This is a genomic window from Flavobacterium sp. MEB061, from assembly GCF_000834715.1.
Taxonomy (GTDB): Bacteria; Bacteroidota; Bacteroidia; order Flavobacteriales; family Flavobacteriaceae; genus Flavobacterium; species Flavobacterium pectinovorum.
On sequence record NZ_JXQR01000036.1, the window covers coordinates 70623 to 91864 of the forward strand.

Below are 21242 nucleotides of genomic sequence, written 5' to 3' on the forward strand. Positions count from 1 at the left end.
AATTACTGAACCCTAAACTTCTCTCGATATTCAATTGGTTTCATGCCCACCATTTTAAAAAACACTTTTCTAAAAGCTTTTGGATCATTATAACCTGTTTTTTCGATAATCTCAGAAATTGAAAGCTGCGTTTGTTCTAAATATTTCTTAGAACTTTCTACGCGTATATTTTGCAAATATTCAATTGGCGGAATTCCGGTTACTTGTTTAAATCGGCGTGTCATGTTTCTGGCACTTGTTGGAATGTCTTTTGTAATCTCTTCCAACTTTTCAATAGAATGATATTGGCTTTCTATTTTTTGCTGCAGCATGGCAACTAAAGAATCGTTGTGTAAATGATTGGGTCTGAAGGTACTAAAATAACTTTGTTTGTAACGGTTTAAATCAATAGAGAAAATCTTGGCGATTTGAACAGCAATTTCGTTTCCGCAATATTTCTGAACCAAAAGAATCAATAGATGGAAAGATGAAGTCGAACCTCCGCTTGTGTATAAACTTCCATCGGCCGTTAAAGTTTCTTCAGATTTTAATTTAACCAACGGAAAAGCTTTCGTAAAAGCACTGCAGGCGTCGACATGTGTTGTTGCCAGTTTTTCGTTAAGTAAACCCGAAGCCGCAAACAAAAAAGCACCCGTACAAAAACTGGCTAATTCGGCTCCGGCCTGATGCTGTTTTTGCAGCCACGGAATAAAATTTTTATTTTTTGCGATCATCTCACTCATATCATCCGTGGTAAAAGCCGGAATTAAAATGAGATCTAAAAGTTTATCAGAATCTTCGATTGAATTTACTTCATAACCAAATAAAATTTTTTCTTTGATTTGTTCCGCCGATTGAAAAACCATAATTTCAAAAGGCTTTTCCGGACCATTACTTAATTTATTAGCAGTTTCAAAAACTTCTAAAATAGCTGCTATACTTAATAATTTATAGTAGTGAGGTACAATTAAAGCTGTTTTCTTAGTCATGGTATTTCATTTATGGTTATTACAAAAATAGAAAAATTGTCTTAAATGCCCCTAAAGATGACTTTTTTTGTAATGCAAGCCTTGTTATTTAACTTTAAATTTGTTTTGATAATTTGTAATTTTATATATCATGGCAACAAAAATTTTCATAAATCTTCCGGTAAAAGATTTAAATCGATCCATTTCATTTTTTACTGAGTTGGGTTTTTCGTTCAATCCACAATTTACAAATAACAAAGGAACTTGTTTAATTATTGGCGAAAATATAAATGCAATGCTTTTAGTTGAAGAGTTTTATGCAACATTTACCAACAAAGAAATTTGCAATGCAGAGACAACAAGCGAAGTTCTTATTGCTGTATCTTTTGAAACTCGCGAAAAAGTAGATGAAATAATGGAAAAAGCTATTCGATCAGGAGGAACAGAATATGTGGAAACGAAGGATTATGGGTGGATGTACCAACGTACTTTTCTGGATATAGACGGGCATCATTGGGAGATTTTCTATATGGATGAAAGTAAAATACCAAGCGAAGTATAAATTAAAGCCAGTAATATGATACAAGTTCAAAATAAAATAAATGCCTCAATAGAAAAAGTTTGGGATCTGTGGACATTGCCAGAACATATTATGAATTGGAATAATGCTTCTACAGACTGGCATACACCCTATGTAGAAAATGATTTGAAAGCAGGAGGAAAATTCAAATTTACAATGGCTCTTAAAGATGGAAGCGATGGGTTTGATTTTGAAGGCGTTTATACAAATGTCGAAAAGTTTTCAGTAATAGAGTATAAACTTTTTGATAACAGAACGGCAAATGTTCGTTTTGAAAATGGTAACGATCATGTAAAGCTCACCGAAACATTTGAGCCCACAACAAAAGATTCGGCAGATATGGAAGAACAATTTTGTACTGCAATTATTCAAAATTTTAAAAAGTACGTTGAAGATTTTAAAGAGTAAGTCAATTTATAATTATTAAATAAAAAATAATGATAACAGTAAAAAGTACAATAAATGCATCAATAGACAAGGTTTGGAAATTCTGGACATTACCTGAACACATTACAAAATGGAGTTTCGCCTCACCGGATTGGCATACACCTTATGCGGAAAACGATTTGAGAGAAGGCGGAAAATTTAAATCGACGATGGCCGCAAAAGACGGCAGTATGAGTTTTGATTTTGAAGGCGAATATACATTGGTAGAAAAAAATAAAACCATTGAATATGTAATGGCTGATGGGAGAAAGGTTGAGATTAGTTTTGCAGCAACTTCAAATGGAGTAGAAGTAACGGAAAGTTTTGATCCTGAGACACAAAACCCCGAAGAAATGCAACGCGGCGGCTGGCAGGCAATTTTAGATAATTTTAAAAGTTACGCAGAAGTTGCCACAAAGTCGCAAAGTCACTAAGAAAACGAATAAAAAAACTTTGTGTCTTAGTGCCTTCGTGGCAAAAAAACGTTTAAACACAAAAACAGAAAAGATGACGAAACAAATTTGGCTGAATTTGCCGGTAAAAGAGGTGGCAAAATCGAAAGCTTTTTTCTCAAAAATAGGTTTCTCTTTTAATGAAAAACACGATACGCCAAGCTCAACCTGTATGATTGTTGGCGAAGGAAAATTTGCAGTAATGCTTTTTGAAGAATCTTTGTTTGCCAGTTTTTCTCAAAATAAGCTGACAGATACAAAATCAAGTTCGGAAATATTGATTTCGATTGATGCAGAAAGTAAGGAAGAAGTGGATCAATTCACAGAAAAAGTAAAAGAAGCCGGCGGAAACGTTTTTAGCAAGCCTGCAGAAAGCCAAGGCTGGATGTATGGCAGCGCTTTCGCAGATTTAGATGGTCATCGCTGGAATATCTTATATATGGATTTTAGTAAAATGCCTAAATAAATTAGATATGGAAACATTAGAATTTAAAATCAGAATTAAAGCTCCGGTAGAAACCGTTTGGGCTGTTTTATGGAATGAAGAAACCTATAAAAAATGGACAGGAGCTTTTTGCGAAGGCTCGTATGCAGTAAGTGATTGGAACGAAGGTGATAAAATTCATTTTATGTCTCCAAACGGAGAAGGAATGAATAGTATTATCGAAAAGAAAATTCCAAATGAATATATGGCTTTCAAACATATAGGAGAAATAAAAGACTTTAAAGAACTGCCTATTGATGAAGAGACGAAAAAATGGACCGGCGCAATGGAAACGTATCGTTTAACGCAAGATGACGAGTTTACAGATTTGGTAGCTCAGGTTGACGTAGTAGAGAAATATATCGATTATTTTAAAGAAGCGTTTCCGAAAGGATTACAAACAGTAAAAGAACTTTCTGAAAAATAGAGATAAGAAAATAGAAGATTATAATAACAAACAAAAAACAAAAATATCATGGCAACATCAGTAAACCCTTATTTAATATTTAATGGAAATTGTGAAGAAGCATTTCTATTTTACAAATCAGTTTTTGGAGGTGAATTTCCGTATATCGGAAAATTTAAAGATATGCCGGCTGCCGAAGACGGAGGCTGTGCAGAATTTTCAGAAAAAGATGCTAACAGAATAATGCACGTGTCTTTGCCAATTGGAAACACCATTTTAATGGGAAGCGACAGTAACGAACAATCGGGAGATGTAACATTTGGCGGAAACTTTTCAGTTTCAATCAATGTAGAAAGCAAAGAAGAAGCAGACAGAATATTCAACGGACTTTCAGCAGGAGGAAATGCTTTTATGCCTATGGATAATACTTTCTGGGGCGCTTATTTCGGAATGTTCACAGATAAATTCGGCGTAGGCTGGATGGTAAATTTCGATGTAAACGAACCAAATAAATAATTAGTTTATCCGCCACGAGTTCACAAATTTTTATTCAAATAAAACTCTAAAAATGATTCCTGAATTCGTGGCGGAAAAAACATTACAATTAACTTTTGTTAAATGTTAAATTACTTAAAACTTACATGTTGATTTGTGTTTTTTCTCTACAAAAAAACAAAGAATATACTTTTTTATCATAAATAGATTGCCGATTTTTGTCGCTTCGAAAATCAATAAGCATAAAATGGCAACAGAAGACAAAGAAATTATTTTACTTAAAGTTTCAGGGCATGACAAACCGGGTGTAACAGCCGGATTAACTTCGGTATTAGCTGCTTACGATGCTATTATCCTTGATATAGGCCAGGCGGATATTCACGATACATTGTCTTTAGGGATTTTGTTCGAAATAGAAGCAGGCTCAAGTTCTGGTCCAGTGCTTAAGGATTTGCTTTTTAAAGCTTACGAATTAGAAGTTAAAGTAAAATTCATTCCTATTTCTATAGATGATTACGAAACCTGGGTTAAATCTCAATCCAGACAACGCTATATTATAAATGTTTTGGGCGAAAAACTAACTGCTGCACAGCTTGCTGCGGTAACCAAAATATTATCAGATCAAAATTTAAATATTGATTCCATTATAAGATTGACCGGAAGAACTTCTGTTGTCGAAAAAGAAGAATATCCGCGTTCCTGCATACAATTATCTGTAACCGGCGAAATAGTAAATAAGATTGAAATGACTGCCAATTTTATGGCAATTTCAAGAACTTTAAATGTCGATATTTCTTTTCAGGAAGACAATATTTACAGAAGAAACCGCCGTTTGGTTTGTTTCGATATGGATTCGACTTTAATTCAGGCCGAAGTTATAGACGAATTAGCAGAACTTAACGGAGTAGGTGCACAAGTAAAAGCAATCACAGAATCTGCCATGAACGGAGAAATCGATTTTAACGAAAGCTTCAAACAGCGAATGGCTTTGTTAGAAGGTTTAAGTGAAGAAGTTTTACAAAAAGTAGCCGAAAATCTACCTATAACAAAAGGAGCGCATCGTTTAATGAAAGCCTTAAAATATTACGGTTACAAAACCGCAATTTTATCCGGAGGATTCACTTATTTTGGCGAATATCTGCAAAAAGAATTAGGTATCGATTACGTTCACGCCAACCAGTTAGAAATAAAAGACGGAAAATTAACTGGTAAATATATAGGCGATATTGTAGATGGTTTAAAGAAAGCCGAATATCTTACAGCTATTGCTGCTAAAGAAGGAATTCACATCAACCAAACAATTGCAGTAGGTGACGGGGCTAACGATTTACCAATGATCAATTTAGCTGGCCTGGGAATAGCTTTTCACGCCAAACCAAAAGTAAAAGAAAGTGCTTCAAATTCAATTTCAAGTTTAGGTCTTGACGGTGTTTTATACCTTTTAGGATATCACGACCGTTATATTGATATGATGTAGTTTTTTTGTTATTTCGAAGGAGAAAATACAAATAGTACTTAAAATATAAAACCTTAGTTCAAATCAGAATTAAGGTTTTTTTATGGGCATGTCCCTCCGGGTCGGGCTATCCGTTTCAATCTTTTTGTCCGCCGCGGCGGACAAAAAGGATTTCCACTTCTATCCCTCATGCAATTTAGTGGAATTAGCGTTTTTTAATTGCATTTTAGCAACAAATCAATTCGTGAAAATTCGTGAAATTAGTGTTTAAGCACACACATCTCCTTCAATTGCTCCAAATAATCTCTCTCATTCGAAAGTCTCGGGATTTTATGTTGTCCGCCAAGTTTATCTCTTTCTTTCAGCCAATCGTAGAATAAGTTTTCACGGGCTACATTAATCACCAAAGGATTCAGCGTCATATTATTGTAGCGTTTAGCTTCGTAATCAGAGTTTAAAGTCTGTAAAGTTTCATCAAGAACTTTCTGGAAAAGCCCAACATCAGCCGGTTTTTTCTTGAATTCGATCATCCATTCGTGTGCGCCTTTTTCTTTGTCCTGCATAAAAATAGGAGCAACCGTATAATCTATAACTTCAGTTTGGGTAATCTGACAAGCTTTGGCAATGGCCTGATCTGTATTTTCGACCATTAATTCTTCGCCAAAAACATTAATATGATGTTTTGTTCTTCCTGTAACTCTAATTCTGTACGGATTTAATGAAGTAAAACGAACTGTATCGCCAATTAAATAACGCCATAAACCTGAATTGGTCGTAATAACGAGCGCGTAATTTTTATTCAGTTCTACATCGGCCAAACAAATAACTTTTTGGTTTGAAGTCCCAAAAGTATCCATCGGAATAAATTCGTAGAAAATGCCGTAATCCAGCATTAGCAATAAATCACTGGAATTATTTAGATCCTGAATCGCAAAAAAGCCTTCAGAAGCATTGTATATTTCGTAATATTTAAAATCTTTGCTAGGCAAGATTTTTTTGTATTGTTCTTTGTATGGAGAAAAACTCACGCCACCATGAAAATAAACCTCAAGATTTGGCCAGATTTCCAATAAACTTTCCTTACCGGTATTCTCTAAAACTTTATTCATTAAAACCAGCATCCAGGACGGAACTCCGGCAAAACTGGTTACATTTTCGACTTTAGTTTCATTTATAATAGCAGTGATTTTAGATTCCCATTCGCTCATCAACGAAGTTTTATTACTTGGCGTACTGCTAAATTCAGCCCAAATTGGCATGTTTTCAATCAATATAGCCGATAAATCTCCAAAATAAGTATTGTTGTTTTCGTAAATCTGAGAACTTCCGCCTAAGCGAAGACTTTTTCCCAAAAACAATTCAGAATCTTCATTATTATTCAAATAAAGACAAAGCAAATCTTTACTTCCTTTATAATGACAATCTTCGAGAGCTTCGTTACTAACAGGAATAAATTTGCTTTTAGCATTGGTTGTTCCGCTCGATTTTGCAAACCATTTGATAGGAGTTTCCCAAAAAACGCCTTGTTCGCCCTGACGTGTGCGTTCAATCAAAGGTTGTAATTCTTCATAGCTCGCAATCGGAACTCTTTCCGCAAAAGTCTGATAAGAGTTGATTGAAGCAAAATCATACTGTTTTCCTACAACAGTATTTTCAGATGCCATTAATAAATTGTGCAACAGTTCTTCCTGAACTTCATTAGGGTATTTCAGAAAGAGTTCTATTTGGTGAATTCTTTGTTTCAGAACCCAGGAGGCGAACGAGTTGATAATTGATAAGGGCATGAGAAATTTTAGATTTTAGATTTTAGATTTTATACTTTTTGCAAAAAGTCAAAATATAAGATTTGAAATATCACCGGACAAACATTAACTTTGTCGTTGTATCAAAAATACTGTTTTTTTTGTAATAAAAACATTCTATTTTTTACTAAAAATGAATTTTAAAAATTAAAATTCTGCGCTAGAGAAGCAATCTAAAATCTAAAATCAACAATCTAAAATATAATGACATATCAAGGCGTACTTACAAAAATGCAAACAGAAATCGGAAATCCAATTCAGTATTATTTGGTTTTTGAAGATAGCTTTCTCAGTATGAATCAATTATTAGATAAAGAAATTGAAATTAATTTTGCAGGTTTTCAATGTTTGAATTGCTGTAAAAAGAAAAAGATATTCAGACAAGGTTTTTGTTATGATTGTTTTTACTCAAGTCCTGCTGTAGGAGATTGGATTATGAGGCCGGAATTGAGTACGGCGCATTTAGGAATCGCAGATCGTGATTTAGAATACGAACAAAAAGTACAATTGCAGCCTCATGTTGTGTATTTGGCTGTGGCAAGCGAAATAAAAGTGGGCGTAACCCGCAAAACACAAGTACCAACCAGATGGATTGATCAGGGAGCCAGCCAGGCAATTGCCGTAGTTGAGGTTCCTAACAGATATTTGGCCGGAATTACCGAAGTCGCTTTAAAAAGTCATTATACAGATAAAACCAATTGGAGAAAAATGCTTCAAAATCCAACTGCGGTTTTTGATTTGATTGCCGAAAAAGTAAAAATTGAAGAATTGATTCCGGCTGAAGCACGAGAATATTTTTACGCTCAAAAGAATGATTTATTCGAATTAAACTATCCTGTTTTGAATTATCCTGCAAAAGTGGCAAGCTTAAATTTAGACAAAACACCTTCATTTCAAGGAAAACTTATTGGTATAAAAGGGCAATATTTAATTTTTGAAGACGGTACTGTTTTTAACGTCCGTGGTTCCGAAGGATATGTCGTGACAATCGACTTGTAGGTCGATACTTTTTAGCTATTCGTCTGATTCATTTGTCGTTACATAAAAAGTTTTGTAATTTTAAATTATATTTTAATAAGATACCATGTGTGAAAAATGATACATTTGGTTACAATTTTGTAATAATTGCTTATTGAAAGAAATTACTTTTAGAAAAAAAAAGAGACTAGATTTGAAGTAATTCAAGTTAACAGGTTCTTTTTAAAATTTAAGTAAGTTTTATAATTTTTAAATTATTTAATAAATGGGTGTTTTAAACAAAATTAATGTTTTCAGAAGAGGCTTAATGCGTAATCTGACAAAGAACATTGGAAAACCAAAAAGCGAATCAGGAATAATTTTAGTGGATAAAACTGAAATTAAAAGAGTCTTAATTTGTAGACCAAATGCAAGATTAGGAAATCTTTTATTGATCTCACCACTCGTAAAAGAAGTTGCTGAAACATTTCCAAATTGTAAAATTGATTTATTTGTTAAAGGACCACTTGCGCCTATTATTTTTGAAAATTATGATGTTGTTTACAAAACAATTCATTTACCCAAAAAACCTTTTAAAAACTTATTAGAATATATAAAAGTTTGGATTTCGATAACAAAACAGCCTTACGATATGGCAATAAATGTCGATCAAAATTCTTCATCAGGCCGTTTGGCTGTACGTTTTTCTAAAGCAAAATATAAATTCTACGGAGATTTAGAAAATGACCGTCAACAAACTAAATCTGATTATGAACATATTGCAAAATACCCTGTTTATAATTTCAGACACTATTTAACAAAATTAGGATTAAAGGAAAGCAATAAAATAGTGGAGCCTATAGATCTTAAATTAACTCCTTTTGAGTTGTCAGAAGGTAAAAAGATATTAAGCACATTAAATAGCAATAATTCTAAAAAAACGATTTGCATATTTACATTTGCGACAGGAACAAAATGTTTGTCTGAAGATTGGTGGGAGAATTTTTATGCTTCACTAAAAAATCAATATACAGATTACAATATTATTGAAATATTACCTATAGAAAATGTATCTCAAATAGCTTTTAAAGCACCAACTTTTTATAGTAATGATATTAGAGAAATTGGTTCGCTAATAGCCAATACTGAAATATTTATAGGAGCTGATAGCGGAATGATGCATTTGGCAAGTTCAGTTCAAACACCAACTGTGGGGTTATTTTCAGTTTCAAACCTTAAAAAATATGAGCCTTACGATAATTGCAGCATTGGGGTTGAAGTTGAAAATTGTTCGAAAAATGATTATTTTAAAATAATAAATGGCATCCTGAATAACGGAAGATTAAAAACATATTCAAGAGCTGTTTAAATTCTAAAATGTACAGCATAAAAAAAGGCCAATCATTACGATTGGCCTTTCTATTTTAAATCCTTTATTTTTTCTTTTTAAATAAACCATTTAGTAAGTCACTGGCTTTTTTAGTAGCTTCCTGAGTATTTTTTTCTTTCTCGGTTGCTGCGGCTTGCGTAGTGTCTTTTGCTTTTGTGTTTTTATTAATCAAATCAGAAAGTGCTGATGCTCCTTTTTGAGTTAATTTCTCTTTTTGCTGATTAGCAACCTGAGAAGCTAAACTGCTAACAGCGCTTTTCATATCTGTTGATACTTTTGGGTTTGAGAAATTACCTGTAATCAATGCATTAATAGGAATGTTATCCAGTTTTGCAGCATCTGCAGGAGATAATTTAGCCAGGAATGCATTTGCTTCAGTTCCTAAATATTTAGCCGGAACATCTAATTTTAAGTTGTAACTCATCGTTTGGTCAAAACCGTGTGTTCCTCCAACTGTAACTTTAATATCCTGATATTTAATGTCAAATGGTTTTACGTTAACTTTTCCATCATCAAAAGTCAAAGCCATTTTTACATCATTTAGGTTTAATTTACTCATATCAAGAAACTTAATATTTGATGTCAATGAGTTTAAAACTGTTGAATTTTTTGCATTTACCGTGGTTGAAAGCAATTGACCTATTAAATCTCCCGAAAGCGATTTTAAATCAGGAGTTAACTCATTTGCATCAAGATTTCCGTTTAATTTGATAGTCGAATTCAATTTTCCATTGATAATTCCTGCCAAAGGAGCAATTTTTTTCATCATGTCTAATTGTGTAAAAGTCTGCGCAATATCAACCTGATTGAAACCTAAATTCATATCAAATGTTGGTACTTTTGCTTTTGTCGAAACAGCTCCGGTTAAACCAATTGTTCCGCCAAAAATTGAGGTTTTAAAGTTCTCTAAAAGTGCTTTTTCGTCTTTAATAATCAACTTTCCTGAAACATCTTTTAATTTTAAATTGTCATACAAAACAGTATTTGCTTTTGCATTCAAAGTACAGTTTAAAAACGCAGGAATCTTCATTGCTTCAGCAGGTTTTGCCGATGTAGCTTTTGTTTCAGTTTCTGCTCCAGCTTTAGTTGCAGGTTTAGCAGGTTCTCCGGAAGTCATAAAATCATCAACAGCTAATTGATTTGAGCTCATGTTGAAATTTCCTTTTAGTTCTTGTTTTTTAAACATAAAACCATAGAAATTTTCTAAAACTCCATTAATGCTAATATCACTTTTTCCTGTAGTAGCATCAAATTTTTTCAGATTGATTGTACTCGTATTAAATTCAACCAAAGCCGTACTGATATTCATCGATTTATTGTTTTCATCAGTATATTTAAATCCTGATAAACTCATAGTTCCGGCATTTTTGATGTTTTGATATTGACTTTTTTCTACAGAAGCCATATCAAATTCTGTTGTAACATCAGCTTTTAAAATACCCGCCAAAGGTTTATCCAATTTTACAGGATATGCTTTTGAAAGGTTTGCCAAATTAATTGTTCCTTTTAATGCCGCTTTTACCAACGGATTAACAGTTATGTTTCTCACATTTGCTTTAGCGCTAAAAACATCCTGATCAATTTTAAACGAAAGTTTATCCAGATTAACGTAAGTATCATTTAAAATACCCGTTTCGTTGATGATTTTAGTATCAATTACAATATTCTGAACTGATTTTGGCAGATTCGGATATTGAAAAGAAGAATTGTTAGAAGCAATGGCAATATTGAATTTTGGTACAGTTGTATCTGTTAATTCTCCTTTTGCAAAACCAACAACAGTAAAATCTCCGGTAGTTTTAACACCTTCTAAGCTTGAAGAATAAGCCGAAGGAATTAAGCCCAGGAAGTTAGTAAATGACGAAGTTGGCGTTTTAAATTTCAAGTCATAAATCTGACCTTTTTCTACCATTTGGATAAATCCGTCAAATTCTAAAGGCAATTGATTGATTAAAGCTTTGTTTTCTTTAAATGTATATTTGCTTTTTTCCAGATCGATCCCTAAAACAGCATCTAAAGTCAGTTTTACATTTTTCATGTAATTCATCTTATCCATATCCAAAGAAACATTGGCTGTAGATTTTGTTGTTAAATCAAGCTTAGAATTGGTAAAATCTCCCGTTCCTTCGTGATTTAAACTGTCAATTACCATTTTTATTTTAGAACCCTGATCAATATATCTAAAAGTAAAATTCTCGATTTTGTAGTTCTGGATCTTTAAAGAAAGCGGTTTGCTTGCTTCGTCTGTTTTTGTTTCGTCTTTTTTATCTTTTAAAGCGATATCGAAGTTTCCAACACCATCTTTATTAAAAATGATATTGATTAAACCATTTGTAGAACTGATTCCCTCAATGCTCATAGGTTCATCTTTTCCTTTAAAAAGTTCTTTAATACTCATCTTTAAGTTCAATTCTCCTAACGAAACTAAAGTATCGCCTTCAAAAGGAGCTTTGTTGATGATAACCAATTTCTCGATTCCAACAGTAGCATTTGGGAAGTTTTTAAACAAACTTAAATCAGCGTCAGCAAAACTCACTTTTGCATCTACACTTTCATTAATGGCTTCTGTAATTTTTGCTTTGATCTGATCCTTAAAAAGATAAGGAATGGCAAATAGTGCGGCAATGATGACCACAAAAACAATCGCGGTGATTTTTAAAATTTTCTTTAACATAATTAATTATAGATTTGAGGTTTTAGGGTTCTTAATTTATACATATTATTCTTGCAAAAATAAACTTTTAATGTAAAATATATTTCAAATTTATCATAAAAAACAATAGCCTGCCGTAATCGAATTTCGATTATGGGCAAGCTATCAAAAAAAAATAAATTATTCTTAAATATTTTTAAAACTTTATGATATGTATTCTGATTTATCTGATCCTGTAATTTTTTGCTAAAATAATCGGTACAGCCCGCAAAAGCTGTTAAGTAGAAATTAACTTTGAGTTAATTAAAACAGAATTTAGTGTTATGTATGCTAAGAAATTGTTTTGATAAAAAGAAAAAATCCGTTTGAAGTTATTCAAACGGATTTTTGTATCCAGATCGTTGATTTATTTTTGAATAAAAGAAACAATTTTATTCACCATTTCTTCTGAAATTGGCAAGGTTTCGTTGCTGTAGCTTGAAAAATTTTCCTGTTGGTCACCTTCGATAATTTTCATGATATGATTCATTTTTTCAATTATCAAAAGTTCTGAATTTTTGCTGGCCTGCGATAAATTTTCGGCATCTTTTACTGTTACTTGTAAATCCTTATTTCCCTGCAGAATTAAAATAGGAACATTTAATTTTTTAATTTCTACCGAAGGATCGTATTTAAACCACGAAATTATATAAGGCTGAATGCTTGGTCTGAAAAGTGAATTTAGCATTGGATCAACCTTTTTTACTTTATTTCCGTTTTTCAGACTATCAATAATTGGAAAGGTCATTTCTTCAATTTGCTTATTTGATTTAGATGCAATTTGCGTTTTGATAAGTTTGTCTGCAGATTCTCCAGAGCCTGCAATAGAAATGAATTTATCAGCTTTTGTGCCCGCAATCATTCCAATTAACGAGCCTTCACTATGCCCAATGACAGTTAATTTTGAGAAACGTTTGTCTTGTTTTAATAAATTAATCCAGCTTTTTGCATCTTCGGTATAATGTTCAAATACCAAACTTGATTCAGGACCGGCAGCTGCTTTGCTTTCGCCAATTCCGCGTTTATCAAATCGTAATGATGCAATTCCGTTTTTTGCCAACGCTTCTGCCAGCATTTTTAAGGAATTGTTTTTCATCATCGGATTATTTCCGTTTCTGTCCGTTGGTCCCGAACCTGAAATAATTAAGGCAACAGGATATTTTTTAGTTAAATCCGGCGTGGTTAAAGTTCCGTAAATCTCATCTTTATTGATTTTTAAAACAAGATTGCTTTCCGTAAATTTTGTTTCACTTTTGCTTTGGGCATTTATGAAATTTACAAAAACAACAAATAAAACGGCGACTATTTTTTTCATTGTTGAATTATTTAATATTTAATCCAAAAGGCATCATTGCCTGAACCCCTTTTTGTTTTTGAAGTCTTTTTACCTGTTCGATCAGCATATAGTTTTCGGCACCAATTTCTTCTTTTATAAAAGCTTCTTTAGATTTTGCAAAAGGCAAACCAGATAATACATCGTTGAATGTTTTTTCGTATTCAGGATAGTTTTGTGTACTGTATGATTTTGTTTTGGAAATTCTTGCAGCTTCGGCGATAGCGTCATCCAAACCACCGATTTTATCTACTAAACCAATTTTTATTGCCTGAGATCCAGACCATACTCTTCCTTGTGCAATAGAATCTACCTGTGCAAAAGTCATTTTTCGGCCTTGCGCCACATGAGTTACAAAAGTGTTGTAAATTTTTTCTACTCCTTCTAATGTAAAAGCTTTAAACTTTTCATCCACAGGAACAAACGGGCTGTAATTTGCTGAGTTTTCGTGTGTTTTTACTTGCTCAGTATTAATTCCGAGTTTATTGGCTAGCGGACTAAAGTTTGGCAGAATTCCGAAAACTCCAATAGAACCGGTAATAGTATTTTTTTCTGCAAAAATTTTATTGGCATTACAAGCAATGTAATAACCACCGGAAGCCGCATAATTACCCATAGAAACAACAACGGGTTTTACTTTTTTGGTAATTTCAATTTCTCTCCAAATCAAATCAGAAGTCAAAGCGCTTCCGCCCGGACTGTCAATTCGAAGTACGATTGCTTTTACATCTTCATCTTTGCGCGCTTCCTGCAAAGAACGACGCATTGCGCCTTCGCCAATTACGGTTACATCGCCTTCACCACTTTCGATTTCTCCCTGAGCATAAATAATGGCAATTTGATCACTTGATGTATTGGTTAAAGCAGTTGTGATATTATTTTGTGTATAATCTAAAATCGAAATTTTATTATAATCGTCGTCTCCCGTTACTTTCAATTGTTTTTTAATGGCATTATGATAAACATCTTCATAAGCTACAATATCTACTAGATTTTCTCTTTTTGCCATTTCAGGTGTTCTGGCCAATAAACCGTTTGCAATTTCATTTAATTTGGCAACGGGAATATTTCTACTTTTCGAAATATCTTCAGATACATTTGTCCAGATAGAATTTAAAAGCGCAGTTATTTGTTCTCTGTTGGCGTCACTCATTTTGTTTTCTAAAAACGGTTCAACAGCACTTTTGTATTTCCCGTGACGAATTACTTCCATATGAATGCCCGATTTGTCCTGAAAATCCTTAAAAAACATCACTTCAGATGAAAGACCTTTAAAATCAAGATCGCCTGCAGGATTTAGATAAATAGTATTGGCAACAGAATTTAAATAATACTCTTTTTGAGAAAATGAATTGGCATAAGCCCAAACAAATTTTCCTGATTTTTTAAAGCTTTCCAATGCATTTCGTAAATCTTTATATTGAGCCAATCCTAACGAAGATTCATCATTTAAAATAGAAATTCCTTTAATGTTGTCGTCTGTTTTTGCAGCCTCAATAGCATTGATTACATCGCTTAAACCAACTTCCTTTTTATCAGAGAAAACCGTTACCCAGGGATCTTTATATTTTCCGGCGTAGTCATTATTAATTTTTTTCAAATCTAATTCTATCACAGAATCAGCTTTGACTGAAACGCTGTCTTCTCCTCCAAAAATAGCACCAATAAGAATTACCCCAAAAAAGAATAACATGATAAAAACAAAAATACCAATAACATTGGCAATTACATTTCCTAGAAATTTCATAAAATATATTTTTTAATATGTAGCAAAAAAGAGTAAGAAGTTACAAATTTTAATGCACAAATTCACAATTAAATTCAGAACTCGTTTCACAAATATATTGTTAATTCTAAAATAGATTTAGTTAATTTGCATTAATTATGAAATCACAGCATCAGGTCGTTTTATCTATAGGCAGTAATCAGGGAAACCGGTTGGCAAACATCGAAAGTTGTATTGCGTTAATACATCAGGAAGTGGGAACCGTAATCGAGGTTTCAAAACTATATGAAACACCCGCCTGGGGATTTGAAAGTGATGCTTTTTACAATTGTGCCTTGCTTTTACACAGTAACTTATCGGCACAAAAAATATTAAATCAGGTTTTAAAAGTCGAAAAACAATTAGGCAGAATTCGTTTAAATCAAGAAGGATATCAGTCAAGAATTATTGATATTGATTTGATTGTTTTTGATAATGAAATTATCGAATCTGAAAAACTTACCATTCCGCATCCATTAATGCAAAACCGAAATTTTGTATTACTGCCCATGCGCGATTTAAAATTAGATTGGAAACATCCTGTTTTTCATAAAAACATAAATGAATTAATTGCCAATACTCCGGATGACAGCTCTTGTACTGTGGTTCAGGATTTGAAAAGTCCTTTACGGGAAATACCTTTAGAGAATTATAATTATATTGCTTTTGAAGGAAATATCGGAGCGGGGAAAACAACTTTGGTACACAAAATTGCTGAAGATTTTAATGCTAAAACCGTTTTAGAGCGTTTTGCAGATAATCCGTTTTTGCCTAAATTTTATAAAGATCAAAACAGGTACGCTTTTCCGCTCGAAATGTCTTTTTTAGCCGACAGATATCAGCAATTATCAGACGATTTGGCTCAATTTGATTTATTCAAAGATTTTATCGTAGCCGATTATCATATTTTTAAATCATTGATTTTTGCTAAAATTACCTTGCAGGAAGATGAATATCGTTTGTACCGAAATTTATTCGATATTATCTATAAGGAAATGCCAAAACCTGATTTGTATATTTATTTGTACCAAAACACCGGGCGTTTATTGGAAAACATCAAAAAACGCGGACGTGCTTACGAACAAAATATAGAAGGAGATTATCTGGATAAAATCAATAACGGATATCTGGAATACATCAAATCTCAAACTGATTTAAATGTTTTAATTATCGATGTCTCTAATCGTGATTTTGTAAAAAACCACGAAGATTACCTTTTTATTTTAAACGAAATTCAGAAGAAATTGAATTAATATGGTAATGTGCCAATTTGGGAATTAGATAATTAGATAATGAAGGTCTTATGTATAAATTATCTAATTGACACATTTTCTCATTATCTAATTAAAAATTTAGTTTTTGAAACAAATCCCAAACAACAATTCCGGCACTTACAGAAATATTTAAGGAATGTTTGGTGCCTAATTGCGGAATTTCAATACAGCCATCACAAATAGCAACTGCTTCCTGAGAAACCCCATAAACTTCATTACCAAAAACTAGAGCATATTTTTGATTTTTTTCGACTTTAAAATCCTGAAGAAAAATAGCGCTTTCAACTTGTTCGATAGCAAGAGTCATAACGTTTTCTTTTTTTAGATTTTCAATTACTTCCAAAACATTTTCATGATGTTCCCAGGCAACGGTTTCGGTTGCGCCAAGAGCGGTTTTATGAATTTCTTTATTTGGAGGAGTTGCTGTAATACCGCACAAAATTATTTTTTCGATCAAAAAAGCATCGGCGGTTCTAAATACAGAACCAATATTGTGTAAGCTGCGAATATCATCCAAAACTAAAATTAAAGGGGTTTTGTCTGATTTTTTAAAATCTTCGATAGATTTACGGTCTAGCTCACTATTTTCAAGTTTTCTCATTGTGTTGAATTCTGGTCATAAAAAAAGCTTCCAAAGATAAGGAAGCTTTTTCGATTTATTTTATTTGTTTTTCAGATTAGCTTTTTACTGGATCTGGTAAAACAGTACCTTTAATAGTAAGCACTTTTGTTGGTTGTCCTTCTGCATTAGAAGTAACAGTTACAGTTTTTGTAAAAGCACCAACTCTGTCAGTAGCATATTTTACACCAATAATACCTTTAGCACCCGGAGCAATTGGCTCTTTTGGTGTAGTTGGTACAGTACAACCACAAGATCCTTGTGTATTTGTAATGATTAATGGTTTAGTTCCGTTGTTTACGAAAACAAACTCACGTTTTCCATCAGCATTGTGAGCGATAGTTCCGTAATCAATAGTTTCAGTTTCAAAAGCCATTCCGGCTCCTTCAATTTTAGCAACTTTAGCAGCTTTAGCTTTCTTAGTACTTTGAGCGTTAGAAGCAGTAATTCCAACTACAGCCAACATAGCGAATAAAATTATTTTTTTCATCTTTTAAGAGTCTTTTTAATTATGACAAATCTATATAAAATTCTTATATCTGAACTTAAAATATTCTTAAAATATTTTAATTTTTATAGCACTTCGATATTCCTTCAAAATATTATAAATTCGCTGTCTTAATTTTCATTTAAAAAAACAATAATTTGGCAACTAAAGAGAAAGTGGTGAAAGAAACACCTTTGATGAAACAGTACAACGAAATCAAGAGAAAATATCCTGATGCATGTCTGCTTTTCAGAGTAGGAGATTTTTATGAAACCTTTGGAGAAGACGCCATCAGAGCTTCTAAAATTCTTGGAATTACATTGACCAAAAGAGGGGCGGGATCTGAAACTGAAACAGCTTTGGCCGGTTTTCCGCATCATTCTATAAATACCTATTTGCCAAAATTGGTAAAAGCCGGGCTTCGTGTTGCAATCTGCGATCAGCTTGAAGATCCTAAAATGACTAAAACTATCGTTAAGCGTGGCGTTACAGAACTTGTAACTCCGGGAGTTTCCTTAAATGATGAAGTTTTACAATCTAAATCAAATAACTTTTTAGCGTCTGTTTATTTTGCTAATAAAAGTATCGGAATTTCTTTTCTGGATGTTTCGACCGGAGAGTTTTTAACTGCTCAGGGAAATGCCGAATATATAGATAAATTATTGCAGAATTTTAACCCAAGTGAGGTTTTGGTTCCAAAGAATAATAAAGGTAATTTTAAAGATGCTTTTGGAGAGGATTTCCATAGTTTTTATCTGGAAGACTGGATCTATAAAGAAGATTATGCTTTAGAAACCCTTACAAAACATTTTCAAACCGTTTCTTTAAAAGGTTTTGGAATTGAAGAATTAACAGAAGGAATTATTGCTTCAGGAGCAATTTTATATTATTTATCTGAAACACAGCATAATCGTGTGCAGCACATTACGGCAATCCAGCGTATTGCAGAAGATGCTTATGTCTGGATGGATCGTTTTACCATTAGAAATTTAGAATTATACCACAGTTACAATCCAAATGCAGTAACGCTTTTAGATGTAATTGACAGAACGCTTTCGCCAATGGGAGGGCGCTTGTTAAAACGTTGGCTGGCACTTCCATTAAAAGACAGTAATAAAATAAAAGGGCGTCATGATGTAGTTTCGTATTTGAAATCAAATTCAGAAGTTTTACATAATATTCAATACCAAATCAAGCAAATTTCAGATTTAGAACGTTTGATTTCTAAAATCGCTGCCGGAAAAGTTTCTCCGCGTGAAATTGTTTATTTAAAAGAATCTTTGGATGCTATTATTCCAATAAAAACCTTAGCGCTTCAAAGTCCGCAGGAAGCAGTGAAAGTTATTGGAGACAGTTTACATGCCTGTGATTTATTAAGAGAAAAAATAAAAACAACCTTAAATCAGGATGCGCCGGTTGCGATTGCAAAAGGAAATGCGATTGCAAAAGGAATTAGCGAAGAACTGGATGATTTACGTGCCATTTCAACTTCTGGAAAAGAATATCTGGAAGGTATTGAAAAAAGAGAATCAGAAAGAACCGGAATTTCATCTTTGAAAATATCATTCAATAATGTTTTTGGTTATTATATAGAAGTTCGGAATACACATAAAGATAAAGTTCCGGAAGAATGGATTCGTAAACAGACTTTGGTAAATGCAGAAAGATACATAACCGAAGAATTAAAAGAATACGAAACCAAGATTTTAGGTGCTGAAGAAAAAATCTATAAGATAGAATCTGATCTTTTCGAGCAATTAGTGGTCTGGATTGCGACGTATATCAAACCGGTTCAAATGAATGCCAATTTAGTAGCACAATTAGACTGTTTATGTTCGTTTACACAATTGGCTGTCGAAAACCAATATGTGTGTCCGGAAATTGATGAAACTTTCGAGCTTGAAATTAAAAACGGAAGACACCCTGTTATCGAAAAACAATTGCCTGTTGGAACTCCTTACATCGCTAATGATGTTTATTTAGACAGAGAAACACAGCAGATTATTATGATCACAGGTCCGAATATGTCTGGTAAATCGGCTATTTTGAGACAAACGGCACTAATTGTATTGCTGGCTCAAATGGGAAGTTTTGTTCCTGCGGATAGTGTAAGAATGGGAATTGTAGATAAAATATTTACCAGAGTAGGAGCGTCTGATAATATTTCGATGGGAGAATCTACTTTTATGGTCGAGATGAATGAAACAGCTTCAATTTTGAATAATATCTCAGATCGTAGTTTGGTTTTATTAGATGAAATTGGAAGAGGAACCAGTACCTATGACGGAATTTCGATTGCCTGGGCTATTGCCGAATTTCTGCACGAACATCCATCAAAAGCCAAAACTTTATTTGCAACGCATTATCATGAATTAAATGAAATGACAGAATCGTTGCCAAGAATCCAAAATTATAATGTTGCGGTAAAAGAATTAAAAGATACGGTGCTGTTTATTCGTAAACTCGTAAAAGGGGGAAGTGCGCATAGTTTTGGAATTCATGTTGCAAAGATGGCCGGAATGCCTCAACTTGTAATTTTGAAAGCTCAGAAACTATTAAAAAAGTTAGAAAAAAATCATTCCAGTGATGCCTTAAACGGAATCAAATCTGCGAATGATGAAATGCAAATGAGTTTCTTTAATTTGGATGATCCTTTGCTGGAAGAAATAAAACAAGAGATCATGAGTCTTGATATAAATGCGATCACACCTGTTGAAGCATTAATGAAGCTTAATGAAATTAAAAGAATGCTGGTTGGAAAATAATTCAGATTTAAAGTTTAGGTTATCAGAAAGTTATAAAATAAGTGTAATTTTTTTTCAAAAAACGCTTGTGTAATTGAATAAATGTCCTAAATTTGCACTCGCAATACGAAACAAGTTGAGTATTGTAGTTCTTATAAAAATTTGAAACGCGAAAATAGCTCAGTTGGTAGAGCGCGACCTTGCCAAGGTCGAGGTCGCGGGTTCGAGCCCCGTTTTTCGCTCAAAACCATATAATGCTCGGATGGTGAAATTGGTAGACACGCTGGACTTAAAATCCAGTGAACAGCAATGTTCGTGCGGGTTCAAGTCCCGCTCTGAGTACTAAAGCCTCTTCTTTTTGAAGAGGCTTTTTTTATTGTGTAAAGTCAAAGTTTAAAATGATAAATTTACGCAGTAAGCTTATCAGGATTCTGGAGTTATTAGTCTAAGATCTAAATCATCAATCTAAATCATCAATCTAAATCAGTAAAATCTAAAATTTCTAAATGGGTGCATTCGTAATTAGTAGAAGATTTAACGATGAATATAAATTTGTATTTACTTCCCGAAAAGGGAAAGTAATATTTACAAGTTTAAGTTATGAGTTGAAATTTGAATGTGAGGAAGATATTGAAAAATTTAAACTAAATGTAGATCAGGCTAAATTTTTAAAATTTAAAGGTTCTGGAGGAAAATATTTTTTTAAATTAATGTTGGGTGAGGTTCATTTTGCGACAAGCCGAAAATACACTACAGAATTGCTTTTACAGAAAGGAATAAAAGAAATCGTTACTTATTCTTCAAAATCGGAAATTTTAGATTTCTCGTCGAATGAGTCGATTTTTGAAGATGAGGAAGTTGTTGAGGAAGAAGAAGTAGAATAATGAATAAAGTCTCAATATTTTGAAGATTCAAAATAACAATGGTTTGGTG

The 21242-nt window shown here is 33.0% G+C and carries 19 protein-coding genes and 2 tRNA genes; 14 read left to right on the plus strand and 7 right to left on the minus strand.

Annotation, left to right across the window (positions count from 1 at the left end):
* Positions 1-2: 2 nt before the first annotated feature.
* Complete coding sequence (locus RT99_RS15610; RefSeq protein ID WP_042565691.1) at positions 3-968, minus strand: GlxA family transcriptional regulator; 966 nt, start codon at positions 966-968, stop codon at positions 3-5.
* A 130-nt stretch (positions 969-1098) separates the two neighbouring features.
* Between RT99_RS15610 and RT99_RS15615 the strand changes: the two genes are divergently transcribed.
* From RT99_RS15615 to serB, 7 genes are all read left to right on the plus strand, one after another.
* A complete protein-coding gene (locus RT99_RS15615) occupies positions 1099-1509 on the plus strand; it encodes a VOC family protein (RefSeq protein WP_042565692.1) in 411 nt (136 codons plus the stop codon).
* Between the two features lie 15 nt (positions 1510-1524).
* On the plus strand, positions 1525-1935 hold the full coding sequence (locus RT99_RS15620; RefSeq protein ID WP_042565693.1) for an SRPBCC domain-containing protein: 411 nt from the start codon (positions 1525-1527) through the stop codon (positions 1933-1935).
* 29 nt (positions 1936-1964) lie between these two features.
* Positions 1965-2387: an SRPBCC family protein gene (locus tag RT99_RS15625; protein ID WP_042565694.1), complete on the plus strand. Its 423-nt coding sequence runs from the start codon at positions 1965-1967 to the stop codon at positions 2385-2387.
* A 73-nt stretch (positions 2388-2460) separates the two neighbouring features.
* Positions 2461-2871: a VOC family protein gene (locus RT99_RS15630; RefSeq protein WP_042565728.1), complete on the plus strand. Its 411-nt coding sequence runs from the start codon at positions 2461-2463 to the stop codon at positions 2869-2871.
* Positions 2872-2878: 7 nt separating this feature from the next.
* The gene (locus RT99_RS15635) at positions 2879-3316 is read left to right on the plus strand and encodes an SRPBCC domain-containing protein (RefSeq protein WP_042565695.1); all 438 of its coding nucleotides are present in this window, start codon (positions 2879-2881) and stop codon (positions 3314-3316) included.
* Between the two features lie 48 nt (positions 3317-3364).
* Positions 3365-3811 carry a VOC family protein gene (locus tag RT99_RS15640; RefSeq protein ID WP_042565696.1) on the plus strand — a complete coding sequence of 149 codons (447 nt, stop codon included), beginning with the start codon at positions 3365-3367 and terminating at the stop codon, positions 3809-3811.
* A gap of 226 nt (positions 3812-4037) precedes the next feature.
* Positions 4038-5267 (plus strand): phosphoserine phosphatase SerB, encoded by a 1230-nt coding sequence (serB, locus tag RT99_RS15645; protein WP_042565697.1) that lies wholly within the window; start codon positions 4038-4040, stop codon positions 5265-5267.
* 239 nt (positions 5268-5506) lie between these two features.
* On the opposite strand, the gene RT99_RS15650 is transcribed toward serB, so the two are convergent.
* Positions 5507-7030, minus strand: a complete 1524-nt coding sequence (locus tag RT99_RS15650) for a GH3 auxin-responsive promoter family protein (RefSeq protein ID WP_042565698.1) — start codon at positions 7028-7030, stop codon at positions 5507-5509.
* 222 nt (positions 7031-7252) lie between these two features.
* Between RT99_RS15650 and RT99_RS15655 the strand changes: the two genes are divergently transcribed.
* Both RT99_RS15655 and RT99_RS15660 read left to right on the plus strand, forming a co-directional pair.
* A complete protein-coding gene (locus RT99_RS15655; RefSeq protein WP_042565699.1) occupies positions 7253-8047 on the plus strand; it encodes a DUF2797 domain-containing protein in 795 nt (264 codons plus the stop codon).
* A gap of 244 nt (positions 8048-8291) precedes the next feature.
* Complete coding sequence (locus RT99_RS15660) at positions 8292-9374, plus strand: glycosyltransferase family 9 protein (RefSeq protein WP_042565700.1); 1083 nt, start codon at positions 8292-8294, stop codon at positions 9372-9374.
* 64 nt (positions 9375-9438) lie between these two features.
* Here the strand turns inward: RT99_RS15660 and RT99_RS15665 are convergent, their stop codons facing one another.
* The 3 genes from RT99_RS15665 to sppA form a co-directional block, all read right to left on the minus strand.
* Positions 9439-12069, minus strand: coding sequence for an AsmA-like C-terminal region-containing protein (locus RT99_RS15665; protein ID WP_042565701.1), 2631 nt, complete (start codon positions 12067-12069; stop codon positions 9439-9441).
* 385 nt (positions 12070-12454) lie between these two features.
* Positions 12455-13402: an alpha/beta hydrolase gene (locus RT99_RS15670; protein ID WP_042565702.1), complete on the minus strand. Its 948-nt coding sequence runs from the start codon at positions 13400-13402 to the stop codon at positions 12455-12457.
* 7 nt (positions 13403-13409) lie between these two features.
* Positions 13410-15167, minus strand: a complete 1758-nt coding sequence (gene sppA / locus RT99_RS15675) for a signal peptide peptidase SppA (protein ID WP_042565703.1) — start codon at positions 15165-15167, stop codon at positions 13410-13412.
* A 137-nt stretch (positions 15168-15304) separates the two neighbouring features.
* Here sppA and folK point away from each other — a divergent pair, with 137 nt between their 5' ends.
* Positions 15305-16438: a 2-amino-4-hydroxy-6-hydroxymethyldihydropteridine diphosphokinase gene (gene folK, locus RT99_RS15680; RefSeq protein ID WP_042565704.1), complete on the plus strand. Its 1134-nt coding sequence runs from the start codon at positions 15305-15307 to the stop codon at positions 16436-16438.
* Positions 16439-16529: 91 nt separating this feature from the next.
* Here the strand turns inward: folK and RT99_RS15685 are convergent, their stop codons facing one another.
* Positions 16530-17060, minus strand: coding sequence for an RNA methyltransferase (locus tag RT99_RS15685; protein WP_042565705.1), 531 nt, complete (start codon positions 17058-17060; stop codon positions 16530-16532).
* 76 nt (positions 17061-17136) lie between these two features.
* Entirely contained in the window at positions 17137-17568 is a 432-nt protein-coding gene (locus tag RT99_RS15690; RefSeq protein WP_042565706.1) for a DUF1573 domain-containing protein, read from the minus strand.
* 155 nt (positions 17569-17723) lie between these two features.
* Between RT99_RS15690 and mutS the strand changes: the two genes are divergently transcribed.
* From mutS to RT99_RS15710, 4 genes are all read left to right on the plus strand, one after another.
* The gene (gene mutS, locus RT99_RS15695; protein WP_042565707.1) at positions 17724-20330 is read left to right on the plus strand and encodes a DNA mismatch repair protein MutS; all 2607 of its coding nucleotides are present in this window, start codon (positions 17724-17726) and stop codon (positions 20328-20330) included.
* A 148-nt stretch (positions 20331-20478) separates the two neighbouring features.
* A tRNA-Gly gene (locus RT99_RS15700) sits at positions 20479-20551 on the plus strand.
* A gap of 14 nt (positions 20552-20565) precedes the next feature.
* Positions 20566-20651 (plus strand) — tRNA-Leu (locus RT99_RS15705).
* 164 nt (positions 20652-20815) lie between these two features.
* On the plus strand, positions 20816-21193 hold the full coding sequence (locus RT99_RS15710) for a hypothetical protein (RefSeq protein ID WP_042565708.1): 378 nt from the start codon (positions 20816-20818) through the stop codon (positions 21191-21193).
* Positions 21194-21242 lie beyond the last annotated feature (49 nt).